Source organism: Trichormus sp. NMC-1 (assembly GCF_001858025.1).
Classification (GTDB): Bacteria; Cyanobacteriota; Cyanobacteriia; order Cyanobacteriales; family Nostocaceae; genus Anabaena.
Genome location: NZ_LZQD01000002.1, coordinates 141,927 through 155,404, shown reverse-complemented (window position 1 = coordinate 155,404; position 13,478 = coordinate 141,927). Strand labels below are relative to the sequence as shown.

Here is a 13,478-nt window from a genome sequence, read left to right as displayed (position 1 = left end):
CAAGATATATTAATTATTTGTGTAACCCATGCATCTATCTGAGAAAATATCTATGTCAACTACATCTTACATTTTTGTAGCTGGGGCTAGTCGCGGTGTTGGACAAGAAATTGCCAAATATTTGACAGCACAACAAATCCAGGTAAAAGCACTATTGAGAACAGAAGTTGCCGCTAAGGAACTAGAAGCTATTGGTGTTCATCCGATTTTGGGAGATGCTTTGAATGTGGATGATGTCGAACGGGCAATTTTAGGAGATGAACCTATCCAAGCTGTTATCAGTACCTTGGGTGGTTTACCTACGGATGATGTAAAACCTGATTATCTCGGTAATAAAAACCTGATTGATGCCGCAGTTAAAGCCGGAGTGCAAAGGTTTATTCTTGTAACTTCGATTGGTAGTGGTGATAGTGCAGTTTCTATGCCTCCCCAAGCATTAGCAACTCTCAAACCAGTTTTAATTCTCAAAGAACAAGCTGAACAATACTTAATTAATAGCGGACTGAATTATACAATAATTCGTCCGGGCGGTTTAAAATCGGAACCAGCAACTAATAATGGCATCTTAACTACCGATCCACGTATTGTTGGTAGTATTCATCGCGCTGATGTTGCCCAATTAGTTTGTCGGTGTTTAAATTCTGATCATGCTCATCATCAAGTGTTGTCAGCACTGGACAGAAATATGATCTATCCCGGTTTACCAGAATTTGTAGAATTTAGTTTGGGTTAATTTGTCTGTAGGGTGGGCAATTCCCACCATTCACAGAAAATAACGAACGGCACGGAAGCCACTTGGCTTTAGGCAGTGGAGGAAGTGCCAACGGCGAATTTATTCGCTGTGATCTGATAGAATTAAATCGCAAGTAGGAATAACCATCAACGCAAAGAAGTGTTTTATTAAGGAGAAACCCCTGATTTATCTCGTCTCGGTATAGCCGCAGCCTGGGTAAACAAGTAATGGTAAGATACGGAGCGTTTAACATTAAAAATTGATGGACTCGGAAAGCAATAAATGAATCTAAAAGTAAGCGCAATTGCAATACCTGTCGTAGTGGTAGTTGCCTTGAGCGTCTAGGAGGATAATTGACTATCCTTTTTAAGCAGGTCTTAAAGAATCTGCGTGTCTTTAGACCGCAGAGTGTCAATTCTATATTCCCTATCCTGAGGAACAACTTTTTCTATAACCCCTAAGTATGGCAAATATTTATAACTAAGTATTAAAGTTTCTTAAAAACAAGATTAACATTTATAGTCAAAGTACGTAATAATGCTAAGTGCATAGAAAAAAGCCAATCGGCAACTTCTCTATCAGCCAACTGCTCATTCTCGGAAACGGGCAACACATATCTGAACAATTGCTGATATAGTCATATATCGCTGTAGTCAAGACTATTGTTTTCCCTGGGAAAAGGCACTTTTTGCATCGATTGAGCAAATTATCTAGCCTCTCCACCGACAAATTATTTCTCGACTGATTAAAATAACCTTGTATACAATAAGAACAGTTTGTCAAGTTGCATAAGGCTGAAATCTCAGCCTTGCGCTAATGTGTTAATAAGGCAGAATTGAGTGAAATCTAAATTCATCTGTCACCCTGTTGCTTATGCTACAACCTCAACTCCTAAGTTCAGGTTATTGGCACAGCATCTACAAGGTCAAGCGCGACCACTGAATCCACTACTAAGAGTTCTACCGAGCAGTTAGCCCTGCTCAACTCTGGTAAACTAACTGCTGGATGAAGGAAATGTAAATATGGGTGCATTAATCCTGCTGACTTAAGTTAACATTCAACGTTCTGTTGCCAGGGAATTATTGGAAGTCCCTAATATCTAGAAGCTTTTAGGAGCCAGTGTGCCTACCTTTTAATCTAATGAGAATGCCACTGCAAAACCAAAAAGTTTTCGACAAGATTTAATGGTGTGACTACCGTTTTTAATGTCTTTTTGATAAAAGTGGCTTCACCTTTCTGAATGAGTTGGCGATTAACACACAAAAAGAGTGCAATTTCTGTGAAACAGGCTACAATCGGAACAGTCTTTACAGGTAAATCTGCCAGCAGTCATAATCCATTGGACTGAAATGGTAAATTTCTTGATTAAAGTCCGTCTGGTTTTAGACCAGTCCACCAGAAGTTGTATACAACGGCGACAGCGACGAAATTTACTTTCCTAAAAGCAAGTCACATAAGAGTGATAGTTGCCACTAAAGTAAAAAACTCCGCCTCCTAAGAGGGGCAATAACGCCAAAAATATCACCGGCAATTAGCCAAAAGTCTATTTTCGGTGAATAATTAGCTCGATTAAAAGAGCAGTAAACACATCTTGAGTAATTGATTCTGCAAGGAGCATGAGGAACGCGGCATGAACCAGGCTAACAACGTACTCGATAGCATTTATCAGCCTGACCTAGAAATGATAAATCCGCCTGAGATCGAAGAAGAACTCTTATTAATTGAGGATGAAGAGGACTTGCTGCTTACCGATGACGGCGAAATTGATGATTTTTTAGAGCCTCAGTCTGATGAGGACGACGCAAAGTCTGGAAAAGCCGCTAAATCGCGTCGTCGGACACAAACGAAGAAAAAGCATTACACCGAAGATTCAATTCGCCTTTATTTGCAAGAAATTGGTCGAATTCGGCTGTTGCGAGCGGATGAAGAAATTGAATTGGCGCGGAAAATTGCCGATCTGCTGGAATTAGAACGGGTAAGGGATCGGCTGTACGAACAGTTAGAACGCGAACCTGAATTTAAAGAATGGGCAGAAGCAGTTGCACTACCATTACCAACCTTCCGTTATCGTCTGCACGTTGGACGCAGGGCGAAAGATAAAATGGTGCAATCAAACTTGCGCCTGGTAGTTTCAATTGCCAAAAAATACATGAATCGTGGCTTATCCTTCCAAGATTTAATTCAGGAAGGCAGTCTGGGCTTGATTCGCGCTGCTGAGAAGTTCGACCACGAAAAAGGCTATAAGTTTTCTACCTACGCTACATGGTGGATTCGTCAGGCAATTACTAGAGCGATCGCTGATCAATCTCGCACTATCCGTCTACCGGTTCATCTCTACGAAACCATATCACGGATCAAGAAAACTACCAAACTGCTCTCTCAAGAAATGGGTCGCAAACCCACTGAAGAAGAAATTGCTACTCGCATGGAAATGACCATCGAGAAACTGCGGTTTATTGCTAAATCTGCCCAGTTACCAATTTCTTTAGAGACACCGATTGGGAAAGAAGAAGATTCTCGATTGGGCGATTTTATTGAATCTGACGGAGAAACGCCAGAAGACCAGGTTTCTAAAAATCTTCTGCGCGAAGACCTAGAAAAAGTACTCGACAGCCTTAGCCCCCGCGAAAGAGATGTTTTGAGACTACGCTATGGCTTAGATGACGGTCGGATGAAAACCCTCGAAGAAATTGGCCAGATTTTCAACGTTACCCGCGAAAGGATTCGTCAAATTGAGGCTAAGGCACTCCGCAAGTTACGTCACCCCAACCGTAACAGCGTTCTCAAGGAGTATATTCGGTAGTCATTGGTCATTGGTTATTGGCTGATGAAACAGGATAAATGACAAGAAACCAAAAATAAAAAACCTGGTAGTTTTAAGTAACCACCAGGTTTTTTTGTTTTACAGATAATTCTTAGATATCAACGTTTACAAAATTTACAGGATACCCCAAAAGTGTAGGAAGCCTTGGCCAGAAATAACTTCAATTAAAGTAGCTGCTAAAAAGCCAATCATTGCCAAGCGACCATTCCAAATTTCTGCTTGAGGAGTAAAGCCCCAACGCCAAGCGTTGCGATCTTCAGGTATGGAAGTAATAGTTTTTGTTGCGTTAGCCATGGTTCGCACTCCAAGATAAATTTACTAAGCTTTATTGCCTTATGTAAACTAATATAACAAATATTTTCAATAATGCAAGGCCAGTTTATTTTTTTGTAGAGATTTATTAACTTAAGTTGACAAATCTCCTAAATCGGCAAATCTACTCAAACTTGAAGCTGGGCAAGCAAGACACTTACAAAATAAGGGAACAGGGAACAGGGAATAGGGAACAGATAAGAAACTTTAGTTCTGAGTTTAAAGCTCAGTCAAAAAAAAGGATGTTTTTTGAAGGACAGTGGCACGAAAAAAAACAGTGCGGAGCCGGAGCCGCTCCGCCTCCGGTCATTATTTCAATCTCATGTTTTTAAACATGAGTTTTCCCTGTTCCCTCTGAACTCACAAGAGTTTGATTAAATGAGGATCTGCCAATTAGATGTGTTTGAACTTGTCTAAACTCGCACTTCCACAACTGAGATAATTTTCTCATCGCGGTTGATTTGCAAGACATTCTCACCTTTCGCATCTCTATCTAAGATTGGCACTGTGTCTACAGGAATTCTCACCACGCGCTCTTTATTCGTCAACAGAGCTACTTCTGTACCTGGGATGGCGCGTACCATCGCTGCTAGATTGTCAGTTTTGTTGTTAAATTTCAGCATTTGGATACCTAAATCGCCACGATTAGCAGCCCTTAAGTTACTTGCAGGCATTCGTTTGGCGTATCCTTCTTGAGTAACTAGCAATATCTGGTCATCTTTAGCGACAGTTACACAACCCACCATTTGCTGATTTTTCAACAACCGAAATGCTTGTAAACCCATTGCGGCACGTCCCATTACAGGCAATTGTTCATCATTAACTGCAAAGCGCAGCAAACGCCCGCCTGAACTAGCTAAAATTAGATGCTCTCCGGTTTTGGTGAACTGGGTAAAAGATAATTCATCATCATCTTTCAACTTCAAAATCGTAATTCCGCGCCGAGTCAGGTTTGTGAATTCTTCCAGAGACAGACGCTTAATTCTCCCTTGTTTAGTGAGGAGAATCATCTCAGTCGTTGCGGGTGTTTCGGGCAGTACAAAGCGGCTAACAACAGCTTCTGCATTACCTTGTGCCGTACTTGTGAGCATGGTAATGAGTGGTGTTCCGCGTGGAGAACGTCCAGTTGTAGCGGGAATTTCTCCCACTTTCACAGGGTAGACTTTACCACCACTATTGAGGATCAATAAATCTTTATCAGTATCAGTTGACTCGGTGTGGATAATGAAGTCGTTCTCATGCAAACCATTTTCCGTTTTCGGCTTTTTCCCTGTCGGAGAAATGCGACGCACATAACCCCGCTGGGTAAACTCTAGAACTGCTGCTTCTGGTGGTTGTTCCGATTTGGGATTGTGGATTGTGGATTGTGGATTGTCCTCTGTTTCTGTTTTTCCCTTTTCTGGTTTGATCGGGGTTTCGCAGGGCGCTAAAATTTTTGTCCGTCGAGAATCACTATATTTTCGCTTGAGACTACGTAAATCCTTTTTCAACGCTTTCAATAATTCCCGTCTGTCATCCAGCAATCTCCGCAATGAGGTAATTTGCTCGTTCAGTTGGTCAAATTCCTGCTGCAAATTTTGCTGTTCTAAACTGGTAAGGCGGCGTAATGGCATGGACAAAATGGCATCTGCTTGTACTTCGCTCAAATCTAGTCGGCTACAAAGGTTCAATTTGGCTGTACTACCATCAGCAGCTTGCCTTAAAATTGCAATTACATCATCTAGGTGAGACAACGCTTTCAGTAAACCGGCGACAATCTGCACTCGGTTTTCGGCTTTACCTAACTCATAACTGTAGCGACGATTGAGAGTATGTTCTCGGAAATTCAAAAATTCCTGCAACAGTTGACGTAAACTTAACTGTCGGGGTTGTCCATTTACCAAGCCTAACAGAATTGCTCCAAAGGTAGTTTGTAAAGCGGTTTGGTGATACAAGTGTTGGAGGATTTCTTGCGGGTTGGTATCGCGTTTGAGTTCAATGACTACTCGCATCCCTTCGCGATCGCTCTCATCCCGCAAATCAGAAATTCCTAGTAAGCGTCCTTGATTGACCAAATCTGCTACTTTTTCAATCCAACCCGCCTTATTCACCTGATAAGGTAATTCAGTAATAATAATTGCAGTTCGCCGCTTACTGCCTCTCGTGGCAGGAATCTCTTCCATTGTCGCCACACCCCGCAACAAAATCCCACCCTTACCTGTGGTGTATGCTTCCCGAATCCCCCCATTACCAACAATTTCTCCCCCGGTAGGGAAATCTGGCCCCGGAATTAGCTCAAATAATTTTTCATCCGTTACGTCTGGGTTGTCAATTAAAGCAATCAACCCATCGACTATTTCCCCTAAATTATGCGGGGGAATATTCGTCGCCATCCCCACAGCGATACCAGAACAGCCATTGAGCAGTAGGAACGGTAACTGAGCAGGTAATACAGTAGGTTCTTGCTGGGAATTATCGAAATTACCGCTAAATTCCACGGTTTCTTCGCCAATTTCCGTTAGCATTCCCTCATGGCCAATGGGTGAGAGGCGTGTTTCTGTGTAACGCATCGCCGCTGGTGGGTCGTTATCCACGCTACCAAAATTACCATGTCCTGCCAGTAAGGGATAGCGGCTGGAAAATTCCTGTACTAGCCTTACCAAAGCATCATAAACTGCTTGATCACCGTGAGGATGGTACTTACCCAACACGTCTCCAACTACACGAGCGCATTTACGATAAGGTCTATCTGGTGTCAGCCCAAGTTCATGCATGGCATATAAAATCCGTCGATGGACTGGTTTTAAGCCATCACGCACGTCTGGTAACGCTCGCCCAACTATGACACTCATGGCATATTCTAGATAAGACCGTTGCATCTCGGTGTGTAGGGCGGTTGTGATCACCTGTCCCGTTGAGAGAAGGTTTAACTGTTTGGCCATGAGCTTTTTCCCTGAATTTTAACTACACAAAAGTCGGTGGAACTTAACACTGTAGAAACCACAGCATAACGGATCAAAGGGGATTCATAATAAAATCTTGATCCTCAGAGGATAAAAAACAGTAGTATTATCCTTGATACTGGGGATACACATTGATTAATAAATAAGGTAGCAGACATTATTTGCTGCTTATGTCTTATACCAGATTGGGAGAGGTTGTCTTATTTCATCGCGTTGAAACACACTAACCATCCATGTTCCCAATCCAAAATCCAAAATCCAAAATTTGTTTTAATCCTCCTTCACCCTTATAGATTAAATTCTCATGAAAACTGTATTAATTGTCGAAGATGATCTGATTAACGCTCGTGTTTTTTCCAAAATTCTGACCAAGCGTGGTGGCTTGGGTGTGAAACATACGGAAAATGTGGAAGAGGTGATAAAAATTGCTCAAGCAGGGGAAGCTGACCTGATTTTAATGGATGTTTCCCTATCTCGTAGTGTTTACCAAGGTAAGTCTGTTGATGGTATCAAAATTACACAAATGTTAAAATCTGACCCGCAAACAGCCAACTTACCTATTATTTTGGTGACAGCACACGCGATGGAAGGCGATCGTGAGAACTTTCTCAAGCAAAGTGGTGCTGATGGCTACATCTCTAAACCCGTTGTTGACCATCAACAATTTGTTGACCAGATTGTGGCTCTTCTCCCTACACAAGATTCTTGAGAACTGACGAGTGATGTCAGAAACCTAAATTCATCACAATTTTGGACTACTTCTGTTATTCCTTAGTTTATATGTACTACAGATAGGTAAAGTTAGGCAAGTATTAATAGGTAACGGGTAATAGCAACACTAATTACCAATTACCAATTACCAATTAATAAAGTTACTACTTTGTCGGCTGTTGTATTGGTTCTGCGGTCTCTTCTGGTGTTTCTAGACTTGTTAGAATGCTAGGTAATTCTAAGAATTTTTTCGTATCAGACAGCAGGCGCTCACCCCAAAGGTTTTGCTTGAGAAAATCCAAATCAGCATAGCGCTGATCGATGCGGAGTGCCGCTATTCCCATTGCTACTCCTTGTTGGGTATCGCCTTTAGTATACAAAGCTACAGCAAGTGCTAATAAGGGTTCTGCAGCTTGCTTATCAATCGCAACTGCCTCTCGCCATTGCTTAATCGCACCTTGAACATCACTTTGTTCGTATTTGATTAAGCCAATGTTGTTAATTGCTGGCCAGAATTTTTTATCTTGGGAGACAGCTTGATTAAATTGAGCGATCGCATCGGGTAAGCGACCTAACATATAGTAAGCATTACCCAAATCAAACAAACCCTCTGAGTCATTGGGTTTTAACTTCAACCCTGTTTGGTAATGGGCAGCAGATGCTTGATAATTTTGTTTCTGAAAATTAGCTGAACCCAAAGCAAAGAGAATATCAGCATTTTTGGGATTGAGGGTTTGGGCTTTTTGTAAGACAGCGATCGCTGCATCAAACTCTTTCATTTGCAAATGCAAGCCACCCAAGAGCAACCATACTTTATCATTTTTAGGAACCAATTGAGTAGCCAGCCGCGCTCGTGGCAAAGCCAAATCAAGTTGCTGAAACTGTGCTAATTGAGCAGCTTCTTGAGCAAAGATCAACCCCTGCTTCTCCAACTTGGCTGTATCAAGTTGCAGTGTATGAGGTATCAATGCCTGTGCGTGGACAGATGAGGGCATATTCCACAAACTACAGACAACCAGAAGAGAAATCAAACGAAGGTGTTTTGGCACACTACCGCCTCTAAACCACAAATCAAAGAATCTTTCAGATAGCTTAGACGATCTCCGCTCTAGACGAAAGGTAAATTTTACCGAAACAGTGCTGAGTGCTGTTAGCTTTGTTCGCGGCGTTTAGCCCGTACTGAGTGCTGAGTACTAACTACTCTCTCAAAATTGACAACAGAATCACTCAGGACTTGTGCAACTGGTAGATTATATCGTGTCTGGTTCAAGACTTATCGTTGCCGCCCTGTCCGTTGCTTTTAGCACAATTTTACCTAAGAGTGTTCCAAATAAAAAAATCCCCAATTTGTATGGTGGGTTACGGACTACCCTCCTAACCCACCCTACGATTTTTGGGTAATTTATTTTTTTGTGTTCCCTAAATCCAGACAGCAGCCGTTTGCTTGGTAGCCGGAAATACTCCAAACATCTATAAGATTGCTGAATAAATCTTCATCTTGACATTACGATCAATACGGATTAAATTAATAAGTGACCACACACTTATTTATGGCACGTACACCCAAAATCACCAATCAGCAAATTTTAGATGCAGCCCGTGAAATTTTTCTCGAACAAGGGTTTGGTGCTTCAACCTTAGAAATTGCCCAAAAAGCCGGAATTTCTGAAGCGTCTATTTTCAAGCGCTTCTTAACCAAAGAAAAACTATTTTTTGCGTCAATGGGAATACCGGAAAGACCACCTTGGGTGCAAGAACTTGATTCTTTATCTGGAAAAGGAAATCTCAAACAAAACCTAATTAATTTGTGTCTACAAACTTTAGAATTTCATCGTCAAGTGATGCCACGATTGATGATGTTGAAAGCGTGCGGTAATCTACTTCCAGAAACGGCAAGTATGATTAAGTCGAAACCTATCCGCGATGTCAAAGTATTCACTAAATTCCTAGCCCAAGAAATAGAACAAGGACGGCTGCGCCCCAGCGACCCTCAAACTATTGCTATGATATTGCTAGGCTCACTAATGAACTATGTTTTCCTAGAACAAATGCACTCTGGAGAAGTTATAAAAACAGCAGAAACAATATTTGTCGAAAATCTCGTGGATATTGTTTGGCAAGGTATTGCACCCATTCAAGATTAATTGCACAATTTAACTAAAACCTTTTTTTGGGAAATTAATAAGTGATTACTTACATTTTATCATTATTACTTAGCAAAATTAATTTTCTAGTTCAAATTTTTTAGCACAACTAGCAAAATTAAACCAATCAAGTGATGACTTATCCTATATTTGATTGCTAGTATAAAAGTAAAAATAACAATCAACAATGTATTGATTTTATTGATGATTCCCATAAATAGTATTCTTGAGTATTTAGTTCAAAAAATTAACAACGTTCAATTTTAGTAAATACTGCCAAATAATATGACCACTCACATAGAAATTCCGCTAATTGGCAAAAAAATTAAGTACCCATTTCGCTGGTTCATGGGGTTGATAGCATCTGGTGTTTTAATAGTTGGGACAACCACAGCCTTAAAAATAGCAAATCAACAAAATAGTAAACAAGATATTACTAAACTTACTGTTCCAGTTGCAGCCAAAAGCATCACGGTGCGGATTACCGCTAGTGGGAAAGTGCAACCAGTACAAAGCGTGAATATTAGTCCCAAAAATCCGGGAATTATCACCGATTTGGATATTGAACAGGGGGAAAAAGTCCAAAAAGGGCAAATTATTGCTCGGATGGATAATTCCGAAATTAAAATGCGAATTCTCCAATTTCAAGCTAATTTAGAGCAAGCCAAAGCACAATTAGCAGAGAGTCAAGCGGGGAGTCGTCCTGAAGAAATTGCCCAAGGAAAAGCGCGTGTAGCACAAGCTGAGGCTCAGTTAGCTATCATTCGAGCGGGGAATCGTTCTCAGGAAATTGATCAAGCCAAAGCTGCTGTAGACTCAGCTAAAGCGCAAGTAGAATTAACCCAAGCTAGGGTAAAACGTTATCAGGGATTAGCTAAAGAAGGCGCTATTTCCCAAGATTCCCTAGAACAATATATCAGTGAAAATAAAAGAGCAAAAGCCAGTTTAGAAGAAGCTCAACGGCGATTATCTCTGCAAAAAGTGGGGAACCGCAACGAAGATATCAAAAAACAAGCAGCCGTAGTTGCTCAAGAACGGGAAGCACTACGACAGTTGGAAAATGGTAATCGTCCCGAACAAATTGCTCAACTTAAAGCCTCTGTAGCGGCGGCTGTAGCTCAGTTAAAGCAGCAGCAAGTGCAATTGGAAGATACCATTATTCGCGCTCCTTTTGCAGGAATTGTGACTCAAAAATATGCGAATATAGGAGCTTTTGTCACCCCAACAACTTCGGCTTCTACGAGTACGTCAGCAACTTCTAGTTCAATTGTGGCCTTAGCAACAGGTTTAGAAGTTTTAGCTCAAGTTCCCGAAGCTGATATTGGTAGAATTAAGCAAGGACAGGAGGTGGAAATTGTCGCTGATGCTTATCCAGATCAAGTATTTAAAGGGCGTGTCCGGTTGATTGCTCCTGAAGCGGTGGTGGAACAAGGTGTGACATCTTTTCAGGTGCGGGTGGTGATTGATAGTGGTGCAGATAAATTGCGTTCTGGGTTAAATGTGGATTTAACGTTTTTGGGCGATCGTATTAACGATGCTATAACCTTACCCACTGTCGCAATTCTCACCGAAAATGGCAAAACTGGCGTATTGATACCAGATGCGAATAATAAACCTCAGTTTCGAGAAATCACAATTGGAGCGCAAATCAAAAACGAAACTCAAGTTTTAGAGGGTGTAAAACAGGGTGATTTGATATTTGTGAACCCACCCCAAGACTACAAAATTCAAAAATCTAAAGAAAAGAACAATTCATGAACTTCCTAGAAAGCGTGCAAATGGCGGGTAAAACCTTACTCTCTAACAAGTTACGTAGCGCCCTGACAATGTTGGGTATTATCATTGGTAATGGTTCAGTAATTGCGATGATTGGGATTGGGGAAGGGGGACAAAAGTTTGTAGCCAATCAATTAAATTCCTTGGGACCAAACGTTGTATTTGTGATTCCCGGTAATGAAGAAACTCAACGGGTTTCTAGAAATGTGACCAGAACTCTGGTTTTAGAAGATGCTAATGCGATCGCAACTCAAGTACCCACAATAGCAGCAACCACAGCGGAATTGAATAGTAGACAGGTGGTGACTTATAAAAACAGAAATACCGATGTTAATATTATTGGTACAACTCCCAGCTTTTTGAAAGTGCGTGATTTTGAAGTAGCGACAGGAAGATTTTTCACCGATATCGATATGAAACGCAGCAACCAAGTTGTGGTGTTAGGTGCAAAATTGAAAGAAAAACTTTTTGGTAATACTAATCCTATTAGTCAGCAAATCAGAATAAAAAACGCCAGCTTTCAAGTAATTGGAGTGTTAACAGATAAAGGTTCAAATTTGGGTGTAGATTATGATGAATCAGCATTAGTTCCGATTCTCACATCAGCAAATCGTTTAGTAGGAAGAACTTCTCCCTATGGATTAGAAGTAACCTATATTGTTGCTTCTGCAAAAGATGCTGATAGTGTGGATGCAGCACAATTTCAAATTACAAATTTACTCAGACAAAGACATAAATTAGTTGGTGAAAATGACTTTACTATTCGTACACAAAAAGATGCTTTGCAAACAGTAGGTCAAATTTCTAGTGCTTTGACAACCATGCTGGCTGCAATCGCTGGAATTTCTCTCTTTGTCGGTGGTATTGGGATTATGAATATTATGCTCGTTTCTGTCACCGAACGCACCCAAGAAATTGGATTAAGAAAAGCAATTGGTGCTACCCAGCAAGACATTTTACTTCAGTTCATTATTGAAGCAGTCATTGTTTCTGTAATTGGCGGTTTAGTTGGTACTGGAGTTGGTGTCGGTTGCATAATCTTAGTATCAGCCCTGACTCCTTTAGAAGCGAGTATTTCCATTGTGTCCATTACAATGGCTGTTGGTATATCTGGTGGAATTGGATTATTTTTTGGCGTAGTTCCTGCCCGTCGTGCAGCACAACTTGACCCAATTGTGGCATTAAGAAGCGCATAAATAATTCGTAATTCGTAATTCGTAATTCGTAATTCGTAATTCGTAATTCCGAAAAGGCGGTGCTGTGAGGAGAAAAATAGAATATTTTTTCTACATCCTACATTTTTTTATCACTTACATTGATAACTGGCAATGTAGTTTATTAACGCAAGTTTTGACAAAGCTAATATTGTATTGTACAATAATGTTGTACAAGTTTGAGAAAAGATAATGTTGAACAAAGAAACCACTTACTCTCAAGCAAGGTTGAATTTAGCAAGTATCTTAGATCAGGTGTGTGATCAGAGTGAAATTATGGTCATTAAGCGTCGTAATCATAAAAATGTGGCGTTAATTGCAGAGGATGAACTTTCAAGTTTATTAGAGTGTGTTTATTTATTAAGATCACCTGAAAATGCCAAACGTTTATTTCGGGCTTTAGAATGGTCTGAGACAGAAACAGAAACTCCTCAAACATTGGCTGAATTAAAAGAGGAATTAGGAATTGAATCGTAAGCACAAAAAAAAGCCAGATGAGAATGAAGAAAAACAATTATCTGGTTATATTCCTATTTTCAGTCCTGATTTTAAAGCAGATTTAGCTTGGTGGTATAGTCACGATCCCAAAAAAGGCAATAAGATTTTGGATTTAGTAGAGGATATTCTTGATGGTAAACCGTTTACGGGTTTAGGTAAACCAGAGCCTCTTAAATATATTGCTGCTGATACTTGGTCACGACGCATTGATTTGGAACATCGTTTAGTTTATAAAGTTACCGAAAATAAAGTTTATTTTTTACAAGCTCGTTATCATTATGAATCAGATTAAAATTAAAATTAATCAATCGCACTTTTTTGTTA

At 40.5% G+C, this 13,478-nt stretch carries 11 protein-coding genes; 8 read left to right on the top strand and 3 right to left on the bottom strand.

The genetic code is table 11. From position 1 onward, the window contains the following. The first annotated feature begins 52 nt into the window (after positions 1–52). Together A9Y75_RS07605 and rpoD are read left to right on the top strand one after the other, a co-directional pair. Positions 53–733, top strand: a complete 681-nt coding sequence (locus A9Y75_RS07605; protein ID WP_071188971.1) for an SDR family oxidoreductase — start codon at positions 53–55, stop codon at positions 731–733. Between the two features lie 1,630 nt (positions 734–2,363). Beyond that, entirely contained in the window at positions 2,364–3,536 is a 1,173-nt protein-coding gene (gene rpoD, locus A9Y75_RS07600; protein WP_016950148.1) for an RNA polymerase sigma factor RpoD, read from the top strand. 135 nt (positions 3,537–3,671) lie between these two features. On the opposite strand, the gene A9Y75_RS07595 is transcribed toward rpoD, so the two are convergent. Together A9Y75_RS07595 and gyrA are read right to left on the bottom strand one after the other, a co-directional pair. Then, positions 3,672–3,851: a chlorophyll a/b-binding protein gene (locus tag A9Y75_RS07595; protein WP_071188970.1), complete on the bottom strand. Its 180-nt coding sequence runs from the start codon at positions 3,849–3,851 to the stop codon at positions 3,672–3,674. Positions 3,852–4,282: 431 nt separating this feature from the next. Next, positions 4,283–6,790, bottom strand: coding sequence for a DNA gyrase subunit A (gene gyrA / locus A9Y75_RS07585; protein ID WP_071188968.1), 2,508 nt, complete (start codon positions 6,788–6,790; stop codon positions 4,283–4,285). A gap of 325 nt (positions 6,791–7,115) precedes the next feature. On the opposite strand from gyrA, the gene A9Y75_RS07580 reads away from it, so the two are divergent. Beyond that, positions 7,116–7,520 (top strand): response regulator, encoded by a 405-nt coding sequence (locus tag A9Y75_RS07580; protein WP_016950152.1) that lies wholly within the window; start codon positions 7,116–7,118, stop codon positions 7,518–7,520. A 166-nt stretch (positions 7,521–7,686) separates the two neighbouring features. Here the strand turns inward: A9Y75_RS07580 and A9Y75_RS07575 are convergent, their stop codons facing one another. Then, positions 7,687–8,571: a tetratricopeptide repeat protein gene (locus A9Y75_RS07575; RefSeq protein ID WP_071188967.1), complete on the bottom strand. Its 885-nt coding sequence runs from the start codon at positions 8,569–8,571 to the stop codon at positions 7,687–7,689. A 501-nt stretch (positions 8,572–9,072) separates the two neighbouring features. Here A9Y75_RS07575 and A9Y75_RS07570 point away from each other — a divergent pair. The 5 genes from A9Y75_RS07570 (at position 9,073) to A9Y75_RS07550 (ending at position 13,446) form a co-directional block, all read left to right on the top strand. Then, positions 9,073–9,666: a TetR/AcrR family transcriptional regulator gene (locus A9Y75_RS07570; protein WP_071188966.1), complete on the top strand. Its 594-nt coding sequence runs from the start codon at positions 9,073–9,075 to the stop codon at positions 9,664–9,666. Between the two features lie 285 nt (positions 9,667–9,951). Next, positions 9,952–11,424: an efflux RND transporter periplasmic adaptor subunit gene (locus A9Y75_RS07565; RefSeq protein WP_071188965.1), complete on the top strand. Its 1,473-nt coding sequence runs from the start codon at positions 9,952–9,954 to the stop codon at positions 11,422–11,424. Further along, positions 11,421–12,638, top strand: coding sequence for an ABC transporter permease (locus A9Y75_RS07560; protein WP_071188964.1), 1,218 nt, complete (start codon positions 11,421–11,423; stop codon positions 12,636–12,638). The genes A9Y75_RS07565 and A9Y75_RS07560 overlap by 4 nt, the downstream gene beginning before the upstream one ends. A 210-nt stretch (positions 12,639–12,848) precedes the next feature. Next, positions 12,849–13,133: a type II toxin-antitoxin system Phd/YefM family antitoxin gene (locus tag A9Y75_RS07555; RefSeq protein WP_071188963.1), complete on the top strand. Its 285-nt coding sequence runs from the start codon at positions 12,849–12,851 to the stop codon at positions 13,131–13,133. After that, entirely contained in the window at positions 13,123–13,446 is a 324-nt protein-coding gene (locus tag A9Y75_RS07550) for a Txe/YoeB family addiction module toxin (RefSeq protein ID WP_071188962.1), read from the top strand. The genes A9Y75_RS07555 and A9Y75_RS07550 overlap by 11 nt, the downstream gene beginning before the upstream one ends. Positions 13,447–13,478: the final 32 nt, after the last annotated feature.

What these genes read in the sequence shown, in the direction of transcription:
- rpoD (WP_016950148.1), top strand. Translation starts at nt 2,364, where the DNA reads ATGAACCAGGCTAACAACGTACTCGATAGCATTTATCAGCCTGACCTA.
- A9Y75_RS07560 (WP_071188964.1), top strand. Translation starts at nt 11,421, where the DNA reads ATGAACTTCCTAGAAAGCGTGCAAATGGCGGGTAAAACCTTACTCTCT.
- A9Y75_RS07595 (WP_071188970.1), bottom strand. Translation starts at nt 3,851, where the DNA reads ATGGCTAACGCAACAAAAACTATTACTTCCATACCTGAAGATCGCAAC.
- A9Y75_RS07570 (WP_071188966.1), top strand. Translation starts at nt 9,073, where the DNA reads ATGGCACGTACACCCAAAATCACCAATCAGCAAATTTTAGATGCAGCC.
- A9Y75_RS07565 (WP_071188965.1), top strand. Translation starts at nt 9,952, where the DNA reads ATGACCACTCACATAGAAATTCCGCTAATTGGCAAAAAAATTAAGTAC.
- A9Y75_RS07555 (WP_071188963.1), top strand. Translation starts at nt 12,849, where the DNA reads ATGTTGAACAAAGAAACCACTTACTCTCAAGCAAGGTTGAATTTAGCA.
- gyrA (WP_071188968.1), bottom strand. Translation starts at nt 6,790, where the DNA reads ATGGCCAAACAGTTAAACCTTCTCTCAACGGGACAGGTGATCACAACC.
- A9Y75_RS07580 (WP_016950152.1), top strand. Translation starts at nt 7,116, where the DNA reads ATGAAAACTGTATTAATTGTCGAAGATGATCTGATTAACGCTCGTGTT.
- A9Y75_RS07605 (WP_071188971.1), top strand. Translation starts at nt 53, where the DNA reads ATGTCAACTACATCTTACATTTTTGTAGCTGGGGCTAGTCGCGGTGTT.